Source organism: Shinella sp. M27 (assembly GCF_049199905.1).
Taxonomy (GTDB): Bacteria; Pseudomonadota; Alphaproteobacteria; order Rhizobiales; family Rhizobiaceae; genus Shinella.
The window spans coordinates 121,029-135,191 of the sequence record NZ_JBLZPK010000039.1 but is presented as its reverse complement, the minus strand read 5'-3'; the positions used below and the strand labels follow the sequence as shown (position 1 = coordinate 135,191).

Genomic DNA, 14,163 nt, shown 5'->3' with positions numbered 1-14,163 from the left:
CAAATTTTTTCTTATGGTACCATATACAACTTCCCCAGAGCATAAGCGATGGCGGCAAGCCGGCGCAGATCGGCAGGCAACGACGATCAACGAACCTCAGAGGAGTCTTCACATGGAACTGCGGAAAATCATTCTTGCGGGCGCGGCTGCTTTGGCAGCGCTCTCCGCCCCGGCCCTCGCCAAGGACTGGAAGACGGCGACGATCACGCTCGAAGGCGCCTATGCGCCCTGGAACCTCACCAATGCCGACGGCACGCTGGGCGGTTTCGAGCCGGAACTCGCCAAGGTGCTGTGCGAACGCGCCAAGATCGAATGCACGCTGGTCGCTTCCGACTGGGACGGCATGATCCCGGCCCTGAACGCCGGCAAGTTCGACGTGATCATGGACGCGCTGTCGATCACCGAAGAGCGCAAGCAGATCATCGACTTCACCATTCCCTATGCCGCAACCCCGGCGGCCTTCGCGACGGCAGCCGACAGCCCGCTGGCCAAGGCGGCCGGAACGGGCGCCATCATCAAGATGACGGCAGGCCAGACCGGCGTGAAGGAAATCGACACGCTGAAGGAAGCCTTCGCCGGCAAGACGATCGGCATCCAGGCCGCGACCGTCTATGCGAAGTTCATCTATGACAATTTCGGCGCGACCTCCGAAATCCGTGAATACAAGACCGGTGCAGAGCGCGATCTGGACCTCCAGAACGGCCGTATCGATCTCGGCTTCGACGATGCCGTCTATTTCGGCAACGCTTTTGCTGCGGCGAACGGCGCGCTGGCCTTCACCGGTCCGGAAATCGTCGGCCCGATCTGGGGCGAAGGCGAAGGTCTCGGCATCCGCAAGGCGGATACGGATCTGCGCGACAAGTTCAACGAGGCCATCAAGTCGGCGCTGGCCGATGGAACCGTAAAAGACCTGTCGATGAAGTGGTTCAAGGTCGACGTCAGCCCGGCGGAATAAGCCGCGCAATACGTCGTCGCGATCGCGGCCTCCGGCAACGCTGCCGGAGGTCCGTATCGCATTTGCTTGATGCCGCAATCGACGGGACACGGACATGGCAAGTTTGGAACTGCTGGGCTTCGGCCAGAATGGGTGGGGCGCGCTGCTTTTGGTCGCCACGCTGATGACGCTGGCGGTGACGGCGACCGCACTTCTGATCGGAGCCCTGCTCGGCACCGTGGTGGCGACCGCCAAACTATCGGGCAATGCGCTTTTGGTCAGCCTCGGCAATGTCTATACGACCGTGTTTCGCGGCGTGCCGGAACTGCTGATCATCTATCTCATCTATTTCGGCGGCTCGTCTGCGGTCACCGCCGTCGGCCAGTGGCTCGGCTATGAGGGCTTTCTCGGCCTGCCGTCCTTCGCGGCCGGGGCGCTTGCCGTCGGCATCATCTCCGGCTCCTACCAGGCCGAAGTCTATCGCGGCGCCTATCTCGCCATCGCCAAGGGCGAGCTCGAAGCGGCCTCGGCGATCGGCATGAACCGCGGGCTGCGCTTGCGGCGCGTCGTCATGCCCCAGGTGCTGCGCTACGCCATTCCCGGCCTCGGCAATGTCTGGCAGCTCACGCTGAAGGATTCGGCGCTGATCTCGGTCACCGGCCTTGCCGAGTTGATGCGAACCAGCCAGGTGGCCGCAGGCTCGACCCGGCAATATTTCCTCTTCTACATCGTCGGCGGCGTTCTCTATCTGGTGCTCACCAGCTTTTCGGACCGGGTGTTCAACCGCGCCGAACGGCGCGCCAACCGCAGCATGCCGACCGCAGCCATGGGGCAGGCCTGATGGATATCGCCTTCCTTTCCTCCGCGATGGTCACGCTCCTCAAGGCCGTGCCCATGACGCTTCTCCTCTTCTCGCTCTCGGTGTTCTTCGGCTGCCTTCTGGCGCTGGTGATCGTCACGATGCGGGTTTCCGGCAACCGGATCCTGTCCGGTTTCGCCAAGGGCTATATCTTCATCTTCCGCGGCTCGCCGCTCCTGATCCAGATGTTCCTCGTCTTCTATGGCCTCGGCCAGTTCGGCGTCATCCGCTATTCGTTCCTGTGGCCGTTCCTGCGTGAACCCGTTGTCTGCGCCGTCCTGTCACTCGCGCTCTGCACGGCCGGCTATTCGGCGGAAATCTTCCGCAGCGGCATCCGTGCCGTCTCGCCGAAGGAGATCGAGGCGGCCCGCGCCATCGGCATGTCGGGTTTCCTGCTGGTCCGCCGCATCATCGCACCCATCGCCTTCCGCCATGCGCTTCCGGCCTATTCGACGGAAATCGTGCTGATGATGAAGTCGACGGCGCTCGCCTCCCTCGTCACCGTCTGGGAAGTCACCGGCGTCGCCCAGCGGCTGATTTCGCAGACCTACCGCACGATGGAGGTCTTCCTCTGTGCGGCGCTCATCTATCTCGTGCTGAATTTCCTGATCCTGCAGGGCATGGCGCTGCTTGAATATTCGCTCTCCAAACATCGCCGCGCGGCCTCGCCGTCGGCCGTCAAAGCCTGAGGGAGACCCCCGATGCCTGGTGTGACCCGCCTTTCCGTCCGCAATATCCGCAAGAGTTTCGGCAATCACGAGGTGCTGAAGGGCATTTCGCTCGACGCCGAAGACGGCGACGTGATTTCGCTGCTTGGCGCCTCCGGCTCCGGCAAATCGACCTTCCTGCGCTGTATCAACCTCTTGGAAACGGCCAGCGACGGCGAGATATTCGTCGATGGCGAACAGATCCGCATGGTGAAAAAGAACGGCCAGAGCCGGCCGGAAAGCCAGAAGCAGGTGGACCATATCCGCTCCGAACTCGGCATGGTGTTCCAGAGCTTCAATCTCTGGTCCCATATGACGATCCTGCAGAACGTCATCGAAGGCCCCATCCATGTGTTGAAGCGGCCGAAGGCCGAATGCATCGCCGAGGCGGAAGCGCTGCTCGAAAAGGTCGGTATCGCCGACAAGCGCCATGCCTATCCCGCCCATCTCTCCGGCGGCCAGCAGCAGCGTGCGGCCATTGCCCGCGCGCTCGCCATGAAGCCGAAAGTCATGCTGTTCGACGAGCCGACGTCGGCGCTCGATCCGGAACTGGTCGGCGAAGTGCTGCGCGTCATGCGCGCGCTGGCCGAAGAGGGCATGACGATGCTTGTCGTCACGCACGAAATGAGTTTTGCGCGCAACGTTTCCAACCGCGTCGTTTTCATGCGCCAGGGCCTTGTCGACAGCAGCGGCACGCCGGATGACATGTTCGGCAGCGGCGCATCGCCGGCCTTCCGCCAGTTCATCGGCTACTTCGGCGGTGAACAATGAGCGTCGTTCTCGACGGCGGACTGTCCTGGCGGGAGGTCGCTCGGATCGGCACGGGAGACACGCTTGTCCTCTCCGACCGCGCCACCGCCCGCGTCGCGCATGCGCGAAAAATCGTCGATGCCATCGTGGCGGCCGGCATTCGCGCTTACGGCGTCAATACGGGCGTCGGCGCGCTTTCCGATACGGTCGTCGATGTGGCCTCGCAGAGCCGTCTTTCGCGCAATATCGTGCTCAGCCATGCCTGCGGCGTCGGCCCGCTTCTGCCGCCGCGCGCGGTGCGGTCGATCATCGCCGCCCAGATCGCCAATTTCAGCCATGGCCATTCGGGCGTACGCCCTGTTGTCGTCGGCCACCTCGCGGCCTTTCTGGCTGAGGATTGCATTCCCGAAGTGCCCTCCAAGGGGTCGGCCGGATATCTCAGCCACAATGCGCACATCGCCCTCGTGCTGATCGGCGAGGGCCATGCCGTCGTGCGCGGCAAGCGGATGACGGGCCGCGAGGCGCTCGCCGCCATCGGCCTCGCGCCGCTGGTGCTGGAGGCCAAGGAGGGTTTGAGCCTCGTCAACGGCACGGCCTGCGCGACGGGTCTCTCCACGCTCGCCTTGTCGCGTGCCGAGCACCTGCTCGAATGGGCCGATGCGATCGCCGCGCTGACGGTCGAAGCGGTCGGTTGCCAGATGGCGGCTTTCGGCGAGGCCGTTCTGGCGCTTCGCCCGTCCGCGGGGATTGCCAAAGTCGGTGCGACGCTGCGGGCGCGGCTTGCCGGCAGCGGCCTGATCGCGGCGGCCATCGGCAAGCGCACGCAGGATGCACTCAGCCTGCGCGCGGTTCCCCATGCGCATGGTGCGGCCTGGGATGTATTCGAGCAGAGCGGCGCGGTCGTCGATCGCGAACTGGCTTCGGTTACCGATAATCCCGCCGTTTCCGGCACACCGGATCAACCGGTCGTGTCCTCGCAGGCCCATGCCGTGGCGCCCGCGCTCGGGCAGGCGGCCGATAGTCTAGCGACCGCCATCGCCCAGATCGCGGCGATGAGCGAGCGGCGCATGGATCGGCTGGTCAATCCGCTGGTCAGCGGCCTGCCGCCCTTCCTGGCCAGCGATGCTGGCAGCCATTCCGGCTTCATGATCGCGCAATATACCGCGACGGCGCTCAGCAACGAAAACCGCCGTCTGGCCGCGCCTGCCGCCATGGACGGCGGCATTACCTCCGGCCTTCAGGAGGACTTCCTCGCGCATCCGACGGCGGCAGCCAACAAACTGCTCGCGATCCTCGACAATGCCGAACATATCCTCGCCATCGAACTGATGGCCGCGGTCCAGGCGCATGACTTCCTGACCGGCACGGCCGAACGCGCTCCCGGCACGGCGGCATTGCATGCCATGGTCCGTGCAAGAGTGGCGCACTACGAGGACGACCGGCCGCTCGGCGCCGATATCGAGGCCCTGAGAGCGTTGATCGCAGACGAAAAGCCGGCAGCCTGACCGGGAGGGACCATGCCCGCAGAATTCGACGTCGCCGTCATCGGCCTCGGCGCCATGGGAAGTGCTGCGGCATCCTTTGCCGCAGCACACGGTGCGCGTGTGCTTGGCATCGAAGCGCATTTTCCGGCCCATGCGCTCAGTTCCTCGCATGGCGACAGCAGGCTCATCCGGCTCGGCTATTTCGAGGATCCGTCCTATGTGCCGCTCTTGCGGCGCGCCTATGAAAATTGGCGGTCGCTGGAAGCGCGGCTGCGGGCGGACATCCTGACCGTCACCGGCGTGCTGCAGATCGGCCGGCCCGACAGCAAGATCGTCAGCGGCACGAAGGCCTCCTGCGACCTGCACGGCCTGGCGCATGAAATTCTCGACAAGACCGAGATGGCGCGGCGCTACCCAGCCTTCGCACTGGAGGACGGCGAGATCGGGCTGCTCGATCCGCAGGGCGGCTATATCAGGCCCGAGGCGGCGATCATGGGCTATCTCAAGCTTGCGGCGGAAGACGGGGCGGAACTGCATTTCGGCGAGCGGGTGACGGCGATCGAACCGTACGAAGACGGTGTCGATATCCTCACCACGACCGGCCGATACCGGGCGCGAAAAGTGATCGTCGCGACCGGTGCGTGGATTGCCGAACTCGTCCCCGAGCTCGCCGCCCATGCCGTGCCGATCCGTCAGGTCGTCGCCTGGTATCAGCCGGAGGACGGTTTTGCCGCCCAGCCGAGCCGCATGCCCTGCTTCCTACGCGACGAGGGCGAGAACGGTTCCTATTTCGGGTTCCCGGCCATCGGTATCGATGGCGTCAAGATCGGCCGCCATGCACATTTCCGCGAGCCGATCGATCCGACGGCCGCCAATCCGCCGGTCAACGAGGCCGATACCGCCCTGCTCGACGGTTTCGCCCGCAAACGCCTGCCGAAGGTGGCCAGCACGCGCATGCGCGCCACGACCTGCCGCTACACGATGCTGCCGAGCGAGGATTTCCTGATCGACTTCAGCCCCGCCCACCGCAATGTCGTGGTGTCCTCGACCTGCTCCGGCCATGGCTTCAAATTCACCAGCGTAATCGGCGAAATCTTGTGCGATCTCGCGCTCGACGACGGCTCGGCGCTGCCGACATCCCTCTTCACCTTCGAGCGGCATTTCGGCTCTCGGGGCTGATCGCGAGCATTCAGCCCTTGGGCGCCGCCTGCGTCGATTCCCGCACGACCAATTGCGGCTCCATGCGCACCCGCGTGTTTTCCAGCGGCCGGCGGTGAAGGCGGGCGAAGAGCATTTCGGCGGCGAGCTTGCCCTGGCTGACGCCATCCGTGCGGATGGTGGTGAGCGGCGGCGTCAGCCAGCGGGCGAAGGGCAGATCGTCGAAGCCGACGATGGAAAGGTCGGTCGGCACGCGGCGGCCGAGTTCGTGGGCGGCGTTCAGCACGCCGATCGCGATCGTATCGTTGCCGGCGAAAATGGCCGTCAGGTCGGGCCGGTGGGTGAGCAAGGCCTTTGCTGCAAGGTAGCCGCTCTCGGGACTGAAATTTCCGTCGCCTATTGCGTCCTCGTCGAGTGTCAGCCCGTGTCGGGCCAGCCCGCCGGACAGCGCCGTCAGGCGTGCATTGGTCGATACGAAATCCCGCGGCGAAAAGGTGATGGCGCCGATGCGGCGATGGCCGAGACCGACCACGTGGTCGACCGCCTTGCCGATGACGTCGCGCGTAGTGAAGGTGACGGAAACCTCGGCGGGATGGCGCACCGAGCCGACGAGCACAAGCGGAAAATCCTTCTCGATCAGCGAGACCAGCGCCCGGTCGCCGGCCCGCGGGTTGACGACGATCAGCCCGTCGATGCGACGCGATTCCACCAGATTGTCATAGGCCCCGGCCTCGCCGGTCGCCTCCAGCCCCTCGACCAGCACATGAAAGCCCATCTGCCGATTGGCCTTCTCGATGCCGTAGAGGACCTGCGGAATGAACTGGTCGACGAGCAGGATCGACGGGTCGGAGACGATGAGGCCGATCGTTTCCGACAGTCCACTGACGAGCATACGGCCGGCGGAATTCGGCTTGTAGCCAAGCTCGGCGGCGGCCTGCATCACACGCTCGCGCGTCTCCTTGCTCAGCGTCACGCTTTCCGAACGGTTGAGCACGAGGGAGACCGTGGCACGGGACACGCCGGCCAGACGGGCCACATCGTGACTGGTCACGCGGTTGCTTGCCATTCCACTCCCCGAGCTCACCAGGCGCAATTTTTTCCGAGCGTCTTCAATCTCTTCGCCCTTCCCGAGAGGTAACGCCTGTCTGCGCGCTTGACAACAGGAATATCCTCCAGCTATTCAAAGCTAACACGTGTTAGCAATGGATTTCTTGAGGAGTAACACGTGTCAGTCAGTGGAGGAAAACCATGACGAAGGCGGGCACCGGTATGTCACGCGCCCGCAGGCGGCGGAAGGAAACCCTGACAGGCCTCCTGTTCGTCGCCCCGGCGCTCGTCGGCTTCCTCGTGTTCTACCTCCTGCCGACGCTGCGGGCGGTCCAGATCAGCCTGACCGACTGGAACCTCATGCGCGCACCGAAATTCATCGGGCTTGCCAACTATGCGAAGCTGCTGGGCGACGAGAATTTCTGGCATTCCGCCTGGGTCACGCTCGCTTACGTGCTCTACAACATTCCGATCCAGACGATGCTCGGCCTACTCCTGGCCGTACTGTCCGACAGGCTCGCCCGCGCGGTATCGCTGCGTGCCGTGATCATAGCGCCCTATCTCATCTCCAATGTCGTCGCGGCCCTCGTCTGGCTGATGATGCTCGACCCGATCCTCGGTCTGGTGAACGGCTTCCTCGAAGTGGTCGGCATCGGCCGCCAGGGTTTCCTCGCCTCGCCGGATCAGGCGATGGTGTCGGTGGCCGCCATCTCGACCTGGCGGCATACGGGCCTGACCGCGCTGCTTTTCTATGCCGGCTTGCAGGCCATTCCGCGCCATCTCTATGAGGCCGCGCGGCTGGAGGGGGCCGGCGAGTGGACGATGTTCCGCCGCATCACGCTGCCGCTTTTGCGCCCCGTGCTCGCCTTCGTGCTGGTAACCAGCCTCATCGGCTCCTTCCAGGTCTTCGACGTCATCGCGGTGGCGACGGCCGGCGGCCCGTCCAACTCGACGCGCGTCATTCTCTGGTACATCTACGAGAACGCCTTCAAATTCAACAAGATGGGATATGCCTCCGCAATCTCCGTCGTGCTTTTCGTCACCCTGATCCTCGTCACGCTGCTGCAGATGCGGCTGCTGAAGGCGGATCAGTCGGATCTCACCTGAGGAGGCGGCCATGAAGACCATCACCCCGCAGGCCGCACTCGGCTATCTCGTGCTCGCCGTCTTCGTCTTTCTTTCGCTGCTGCCGCTGTGGATGGCGCTGAAGATCGCCCTGACCTATCCCAGCGACGTCTATACCAGCGCCGCGAGCCTGACGCCCGAAACCTTCACGCTCGGCAATTTCCTGCGCGTCATGGGCCTGCCCTCGGATATCGAGCTCACGGCCTCCCGCGCTTCGCCGATCGACTTCATGCTCGCGCTGCGCAACAGCGTGATCTACACGGCGCTGACGGTCTCCGGGCAGATCTTCTTCTCGGCGCTTGCGGCTTACGCCTTCGCCCGCATGAGCTTTCCGGGCCGCAACCTGCTGTTCTTCGCCTTTCTCGCCGCGACCATGATCCCGAGCATGGTGCTGTTCATCCCGAACTTCATTCTCGTCAAGCAGCTTGGCCTTCTGAACACCTTCACCGGCCTCGTCGCGCCGACCATCCTGATGACGCCCTTCGCGGTCTTCTTCCTCAGGCAGTTCTTCCTGTCCTCGCCGAAGGAGTTGGACGAGGCGGCGCGGCTGGAGGGCGCCTCGCAGTTCCAGATCTTCTGGCGCATCGCGCTGCCGATCCAGAAAGGGCCGATTGCGACACTCGGCATCCTGCTCGCCATCCAGTCCTGGAACGAGTTCTTCTGGCCCTTTCTCGTCGGCCGCGATGCCAGCGTGCGCGTCATGGCCGTCGCGCTCTCGGACTTCATGAGCCAGACCGGCCGCGGCAATCCCGACTGGAGCGGGCTGATGGCGGCCATCGTGCTCTCGATCATCCCGGTCATCGCCCTGCTCGTCGTGTTCGGCCGGCAGATCGTGGAATCGCTCCAGACGAGCGGCATGAAATAAGTCGATAAATCAAAAGGAGGAGACACCAATGAAACGATACCTGATCGGCGCGATCGCCGCCACGACGGCCCTCACCAGCCTCAGCCCTTCCTTGGTACATGCCGAGGACATCACGCTGACCTACACGATGTGGGACGGCAACCAGGCGCCCGTCTATCGCCAGTGCGCCGACAAGTTCGAGGCGGCCAATCCCGGCATCAAGATCAAGATCTCGCAGGACGCCTGGGACAATTACTGGACCACGCTGACAACGTCCTTCGTATCCGGCACCGCCCCCGACGTCTTCGTCAACCACCTGAGCCGCTTCCCGGAATTCCTGACGAACGGCGTTATGGTCGATCTGTCCGAACGCATCGCCGCCGATCAGGTCGACATGAAGGCCTATCTGCCGGGCCTCGCCGAAGTCTGGGCCAAGGACGGCCAGCAATGGGGCATGCCGAAAGACTGGGACACGATCGCGCTCGTCTATAACAAGAAGATGATCGCCGATGCCGGTATCAAGGAAGAAGACCTGAAGAATCTCGACTGGAACCCGAAGGACGGCGGCTCGCTGGAAAAGCTGCTGGCCCATCTGACGCTCGACCAGAACGGCAAGCGCGGCGACGAGCCGGGCTTCGACAAGTCCAAGGTCGCCGTCTATGGCTGGGCGACCGACCGGACGGACGGCTACGGCCAGACCCAGTGGAGCTTCCTCGCGGTCTCCGATGGTTTCAAGCCGATCGACAAGGCCTGGGGCACGCAATACGGCTATGACAGCCCGGCTCTTGCCGAAACGCTGACCTGGCAGCGCGATCTCGCCCTGAAGAAGGGCTTTGCGCTGAGCCAGGAACAGACCGGCAAGCTGAACGCCACCGCCATCTTCGCGGCCGGCAAGGCGGCGATCGTACCGGACGGTTCGTGGAACATCGGCACCTATCGCGATGCCTCCAAGATGGAGATCGGCTTTGCGCCGGTGCCGAAGGGTCCGGAAGGCCGCCGCTCGATGTTCAACGGTCTGGCCGACAGCATCTGGTCCGGCTCGCAGCATCAGGACGAGGCCTGGAAGTGGGTGAAGTATCTGAGCGGCTCGGAATGCCAGACCATTGTCGGCAAGGCCGGCGTCGTCTTCCCGGCCCGTCAGGAAGGCGTGACGGCGGCTGAAGAGGCGCACAAGGCGAGAAATCTCGACGTTTCCGCCTTCGTCATGCTGGCAACACCCGAGACGACCTTCCCCTTCCCGATCTCGGACTACGCTTCGGAAATCTCCACTGTTCTGACCACGGCGGTGGAAAACGTGCTGCTCGACAAGGGCGATCCGGCGACCCTGCTGAAGGACGCCAACGACCAGGTCAACGGCATGTTCTAAAACACAGCGCCGGCTTCATCCGGCGTTCACGCTCCCGCTCCTGGCGCGTCCTGCGGCAGGCGCATCCACCGGCGTCACCCTCCCGGACGCCGGTGGATCATTCCACACTTGACCGCAACATCATCTTTCGAGGATCCGTCATGCGACGCCCCAAAATCACGTTCATCGGCGCTGGCTCCACCGTTTTCATGAAGAACATCATCGGCGACGTGCTGCATCGTCCCGCCTTCAAAGACGCCGTCATCGCCCTGATGGACATCAATCCCGAGCGCCTCGCCGAAAGCGAGATCGTCGCCGGCAAGCTCATCAAGACGCTCGGCGCGCGCGCCACGATCGAGACCCATACGGAGCACCGCGGCGCCCTTGCCGGCGCGGATTTCGTCGTCGTCGCCTTCCAGATCGGCGGCTACGAGCCCTGCACCGTCACGGATTTCGAAATCCCGAAAAAGTTCGGCCTGCGCCAGACGATCGCCGATACGCTCGGCATCGGCGGCATCATGCGCGGCCTCAGGACCGTGCCGCATCTCTGGGCGATCTGCGCCGACATGATGGAGGTGTGCCCCAACGCGATCCTCCTGCAATATGTCAACCCGATGGCGATCAACACCTGGGCGATCGCCGAAAAATTCCCCGCCATACGCCAAGTCGGCCTGTGCCATTCGGTGCAGGGCACGGCCTATGAGCTGGCGCGCGACCTCGACATTCCCGTAAGCGAAATCCGCTACCGCGCCGCCGGCATCAACCACATGGCGTTCTTCCTGAAGTTCGAGCATCGCCAGGCCGACGGCAGCTACCGCGACCTCTATCCGGACCTCCTCGCCGGTTACCGCGACGGCCGCTTCCCCAAGCCCAGCCACTGGAACCCGCGCTGCCCCAACAAGGTGCGCTACGAGATGATGACGCGGCTCGGCTATTTCGTCACCGAAAGCTCGGAGCATTTCGCCGAATACACGCCCTGGTTCATCAAGGAAGGCCGCGAGGACCTGATCGAGAAGTTCGGTATTCCGCTCGATGAATATCCCAAGCGCTGCGTCGAGCAGATCGCCCGCTGGAAGGAAGAATCGCGCGCACTCACCGGCAGCGACACGATCGAGTTGAAGGAGAGCCACGAATATGCCTCCTCCATCATGAATTCGGTCTGGACCGGCGAACCCTCGGTCATCTACGGCAACCTGCGCAACAATGGCTGCATCACCTCGCTGCCGGCCAATTGCGCCGCCGAAGTGCCTTGCCTCGTCGACGAGAACGGCATCCAACCGACCTATATCGGCGAGCTGCCCACCCAACTCACCGCTCTGATGCGCACCAATATCAACGTGCAGGAGCTGACGGTGAAGGCACTGACGACGGAAAACCGCGAGCACATCTACCACGCCGCGATGATGGATCCGCACACCGCCGCCGAGCTGGATCTCGACCAGATCTGGAGCCTCGTCGACCAGTTGACCGCCGCTCACGGCGCGTGGCTGCCCGAATGGGCACGTGGCTGAGACCACCCTTCCCGCGACGGGCCGGCATCCGGCCCGTCCATCTGTACGTGAAAACCGGCAAGAGCAGGCGAAACACCATGTCCTTCCTGAAGATCGACAATGTCATCAAGCAGTTCGGCAACCTCCAGGTCGTCAAAGGCGTCTCCATCGAAGCGGAAAAGGGCGAGTTCATTGTCTTCGTCGGCCCGTCCGGCTGCGGGAAGTCGACGCTGCTGCGCATGATCGCCGGCCTGGAGGAGACCTCCGAGGGCACGATCTCCATCGACGGCGAGGACCTGACCCACGCCGACCCGGCCGACCGGCATGTGGCGATGGTCTTCCAGTCCTATGCGCTGTTTCCGCATATGTCTGTTTATGACAACATCGCCTTCGGCATGCAGATCAACAAGGTGCCGAAGGCCGAGATCAAGGCCCGCGTGCTGGAAGCGGCACGCATCCTGCAGATCGAGGCCCTGCTCGAGCGCAAACCGCGCCAGCTTTCCGGCGGCCAGCGCCAGCGCGTCGCCATCGGCCGCGCCATCGTGCGCAAGCCGAAAATCTTCCTGTTCGACGAGCCGCTGTCCAATCTCGATGCCGAACTGCGCACGCAGATGCGCGTGGAGATCGCCAAGCTCCATCAGGAGATCGGCGCGACGATGATCTATGTCACCCACGACCAGATAGAGGCGATGACGCTCGCCGACCGCATCGTCGTGCTGCGGGGCGGCCTGGTGGAACAGGTGGGCTCGCCCGCAGACCTCTACGACCGGCCCGCCAATCTCTTCGTCGCCGGCTTCATCGGCTCGCCGCGCATGACTTTTCTGCCCAGCCGGATCGAGGCGGCGAGCGAGGTGGAAATCCGCGTCTCCTCCCCCGCCTTCGCCCGCCCGCAGACGATCTCCGGCCCCTTCGCGCATCTCCCGGACGTCGGCAGCACCATCACACTCGGCCTGCGCCCGGAATCCTACCGGATCGACGCCGCTGATCCCGTTCTGACGGCGATGGTCGAAATCACCGAACATCTCGGCGGATCGACGCTTGTCCATGCCCGCACGAGCGACGGAAACTCGCTGATCATGGCGACGTCGGGACGCGCCGATCTGCGCCCCGGCGATGCCCTGCCGCTTTCCTGCACCGGTTCACCCCACGTCTTCGATGCGCAGGGCTTAAGCCTTGCCGCCACGCGGACGTAAGGGTCTCAGAGCAGGCCGGCGGCCGTCATCAGCTCGACGACCTTCTTGCTGTCGAGCGTGGAGGCCTCGACCTTCGGGGCATCCAGATCCTTGAGCGGAACGAGCTTGGGATTGGCATCGCCGGCGATTGCATATTCGAAGGACGTGCCGTCACGCAGGATCGCCTGGCCGGCCTTGCCGGTGATCCACTTCAGGAAGGCCTGCGCCTCCTTCTGGTGCGTGCTGGTCTTCAGGATGCCGCCGCCGGAAATGCTGACGAAGGCGCCCGGATCCTGGTTCTTGAAATAGTGCAGCGCGACGTTGCCGCTGTTTTCACCGGTCTTCGCCTGATCGCCGAACCAGTAGTAGTGGTAGATCACGGCCCCTTCGACTTCACCGGCATTGACCGCCTTCATCGCCACGCTGTTGCCTTTGTAGGGCGTCGCATTTTCCTTCATCGCCGTCAGCCACGCCGCCGCTGCCTGCTCGCCCTTCAGCTGGAGCAGCGCACCGACGATCGCCTGGAAATCCGCGCCGTTCGGGGACGCGCCCCAACGCCCCTTCCAGGCGGGATCGGCAAGGTCGAGCATCGATTTCGGCAGCTTGTCTTCGGCGAGCTTCGTCTTGTCATAGGCAAAGACCGTCGAGCGTGCGGCGATGCCCGTCCACATGCCATTGGCCGGGCGATAGTCCGCCGGCACCTGGTCGAGCGTTTCCTTGTCGACGGGCGCAAACCGCCCAGCCGCATCGAGCAGTGCCATGGCGGGCGAGTTTTCGGTCAGGAAAAGATCGGCGGGGGTCAGGTCGCCTTCCTGCAGGATGAGGTTGGCGAATTCCATGTCGCTGCCCTTGCGGACCACGACCTTGATGCCGGTCTCCTTTGTGAAGGCATCGATCCACGCCTTTCCAAGCCCCTCGTGCTGGGCATTGTAGATGACGAGTTCGCCGGCATCCTGCGCCGTGGCGCCGGAGGCAAGTGCCGTGAGCGACAGGGCGGCAAAGGTCAATCGGATCGACAGGGTCATGATAGTCTCCTTCACAAGGCCGAGATACCGCCCACAAAACTGGGCAAGCGCACTCTACTTATAGCGGCATCGCGTCCCGCGCCAGTGTCACCACGCCGCAGGTAAACATCTCGGCAGCGCAAACCATTGCCTTTCACTCAAGAAATCCTTAGGGCAGGAGCGGATGATCCGCCGCGTGCGAAACAGTCCGCTCGTTCTCATGGCATGAAGGCATGGGCCTTGT

Annotated in this window: 13 protein-coding genes; 11 read left to right on the top strand and 2 right to left on the bottom strand. The window is 63.8% G+C overall.

The genetic code is table 11. The features are described 5' to 3' along the window. The first annotated feature begins 112 nt into the window (after positions 1–112). The 6 genes from ACOZK4_RS16250 to solA all read left to right on the top strand — a co-directional run bounded on the left by ACOZK4_RS16250 (position 113) and on the right by solA (position 5,913). Positions 113–955 carry a transporter substrate-binding domain-containing protein gene (locus ACOZK4_RS16250; protein WP_421592776.1) on the top strand — a complete coding sequence of 281 codons (843 nt, stop codon included), beginning with the start codon at positions 113–115 and terminating at the stop codon, positions 953–955. A 94-nt stretch (positions 956–1,049) separates the two neighbouring features. After that, on the top strand, positions 1,050–1,775 hold the full coding sequence (locus tag ACOZK4_RS16245) for an ABC transporter permease (RefSeq protein ID WP_421592775.1): 726 nt from the start codon (positions 1,050–1,052) through the stop codon (positions 1,773–1,775). Next, positions 1,775–2,482 (top strand): ABC transporter permease, encoded by a 708-nt coding sequence (locus tag ACOZK4_RS16240; protein ID WP_421592774.1) that lies wholly within the window; start codon positions 1,775–1,777, stop codon positions 2,480–2,482. Before ACOZK4_RS16245 ends, ACOZK4_RS16240 begins: the two co-directional genes overlap by 1 nt. 12 nt (positions 2,483–2,494) lie before the next feature. Then, complete coding sequence (locus ACOZK4_RS16235; protein ID WP_421592773.1) at positions 2,495–3,271, top strand: ABC transporter ATP-binding protein; 777 nt, start codon at positions 2,495–2,497, stop codon at positions 3,269–3,271. Next, on the top strand, positions 3,268–4,755 hold the full coding sequence (locus ACOZK4_RS16230) for an HAL/PAL/TAL family ammonia-lyase (RefSeq protein WP_421592772.1): 1,488 nt from the start codon (positions 3,268–3,270) through the stop codon (positions 4,753–4,755). The genes ACOZK4_RS16235 and ACOZK4_RS16230 overlap by 4 nt, the downstream gene beginning before the upstream one ends. A 12-nt stretch (positions 4,756–4,767) precedes the next feature. Continuing rightward, on the top strand, positions 4,768–5,913 hold the full coding sequence (gene solA / locus ACOZK4_RS16225) for an N-methyl-L-tryptophan oxidase (protein WP_421592771.1): 1,146 nt from the start codon (positions 4,768–4,770) through the stop codon (positions 5,911–5,913). Between the two features lie 10 nt (positions 5,914–5,923). On the opposite strand, the gene ACOZK4_RS16220 is transcribed toward solA, so the two are convergent. Further along, on the bottom strand, positions 5,924–6,958 hold the full coding sequence (locus ACOZK4_RS16220; protein ID WP_421592770.1) for a LacI family DNA-binding transcriptional regulator: 1,035 nt from the start codon (positions 6,956–6,958) through the stop codon (positions 5,924–5,926). Between the two features lie 182 nt (positions 6,959–7,140). On the opposite strand from ACOZK4_RS16220, the gene ACOZK4_RS16215 reads away from it, so the two are divergent. The 5 genes from ACOZK4_RS16215 (at position 7,141) to ACOZK4_RS16195 (ending at position 12,936) form a co-directional block, all read left to right on the top strand. After that, positions 7,141–8,046: a carbohydrate ABC transporter permease gene (locus ACOZK4_RS16215; protein WP_421592769.1), complete on the top strand. Its 906-nt coding sequence runs from the start codon at positions 7,141–7,143 to the stop codon at positions 8,044–8,046. 10 nt (positions 8,047–8,056) lie between these two features. Continuing rightward, positions 8,057–8,929, top strand: a complete 873-nt coding sequence (locus tag ACOZK4_RS16210) for a carbohydrate ABC transporter permease (RefSeq protein WP_421592768.1) — start codon at positions 8,057–8,059, stop codon at positions 8,927–8,929. Between the two features lie 28 nt (positions 8,930–8,957). Beyond that, positions 8,958–10,274 carry an ABC transporter substrate-binding protein gene (locus ACOZK4_RS16205; protein WP_421592767.1) on the top strand — a complete coding sequence of 439 codons (1,317 nt, stop codon included), beginning with the start codon at positions 8,958–8,960 and terminating at the stop codon, positions 10,272–10,274. Positions 10,275–10,414: 140 nt separating this feature from the next. Continuing rightward, the gene (locus tag ACOZK4_RS16200) at positions 10,415–11,764 is read left to right on the top strand and encodes an alpha-glucosidase/alpha-galactosidase (protein WP_421592766.1); all 1,350 of its coding nucleotides are present in this window, start codon (positions 10,415–10,417) and stop codon (positions 11,762–11,764) included. A 77-nt stretch (positions 11,765–11,841) separates the two neighbouring features. Beyond that, on the top strand, positions 11,842–12,936 hold the full coding sequence (locus ACOZK4_RS16195) for an ABC transporter ATP-binding protein (protein ID WP_421592765.1): 1,095 nt from the start codon (positions 11,842–11,844) through the stop codon (positions 12,934–12,936). 5 nt (positions 12,937–12,941) lie between these two features. On the opposite strand, the gene ACOZK4_RS16190 is transcribed toward ACOZK4_RS16195, so the two are convergent. After that, positions 12,942–13,940: an iron ABC transporter substrate-binding protein gene (locus ACOZK4_RS16190; RefSeq protein WP_421592764.1), complete on the bottom strand. Its 999-nt coding sequence runs from the start codon at positions 13,938–13,940 to the stop codon at positions 12,942–12,944. Between the last annotated feature and the right edge of the window lie 223 nt (positions 13,941–14,163).

Excerpts from the sequence above, each read along its gene's own strand:
- ACOZK4_RS16195 (WP_421592765.1), top strand. The coding sequence starts at position 11,842 with ATGTCCTTCCTGAAGATCGACAATGTCATCAAGCAGTTCGGCAACCTC.
- solA (WP_421592771.1), top strand. The coding sequence starts at position 4,768 with ATGCCCGCAGAATTCGACGTCGCCGTCATCGGCCTCGGCGCCATGGGA.
- ACOZK4_RS16205 (WP_421592767.1), top strand. The coding sequence starts at position 8,958 with ATGAAACGATACCTGATCGGCGCGATCGCCGCCACGACGGCCCTCACC.
- ACOZK4_RS16245 (WP_421592775.1), top strand. The coding sequence starts at position 1,050 with ATGGCAAGTTTGGAACTGCTGGGCTTCGGCCAGAATGGGTGGGGCGCG.
- ACOZK4_RS16220 (WP_421592770.1), bottom strand. The coding sequence starts at position 6,958 with ATGGCAAGCAACCGCGTGACCAGTCACGATGTGGCCCGTCTGGCCGGC.
- ACOZK4_RS16190 (WP_421592764.1), bottom strand. The coding sequence starts at position 13,940 with ATGACCCTGTCGATCCGATTGACCTTTGCCGCCCTGTCGCTCACGGCA.
- ACOZK4_RS16235 (WP_421592773.1), top strand. The coding sequence starts at position 2,495 with ATGCCTGGTGTGACCCGCCTTTCCGTCCGCAATATCCGCAAGAGTTTC.
- ACOZK4_RS16215 (WP_421592769.1), top strand. The coding sequence starts at position 7,141 with ATGACGAAGGCGGGCACCGGTATGTCACGCGCCCGCAGGCGGCGGAAG.
- ACOZK4_RS16240 (WP_421592774.1), top strand. The coding sequence starts at position 1,775 with ATGGATATCGCCTTCCTTTCCTCCGCGATGGTCACGCTCCTCAAGGCC.
- ACOZK4_RS16250 (WP_421592776.1), top strand. The coding sequence starts at position 113 with ATGGAACTGCGGAAAATCATTCTTGCGGGCGCGGCTGCTTTGGCAGCG.
- ACOZK4_RS16230 (WP_421592772.1), top strand. The coding sequence starts at position 3,268 with ATGAGCGTCGTTCTCGACGGCGGACTGTCCTGGCGGGAGGTCGCTCGG.
- ACOZK4_RS16210 (WP_421592768.1), top strand. The coding sequence starts at position 8,057 with ATGAAGACCATCACCCCGCAGGCCGCACTCGGCTATCTCGTGCTCGCC.
- ACOZK4_RS16200 (WP_421592766.1), top strand. The coding sequence starts at position 10,415 with ATGCGACGCCCCAAAATCACGTTCATCGGCGCTGGCTCCACCGTTTTC.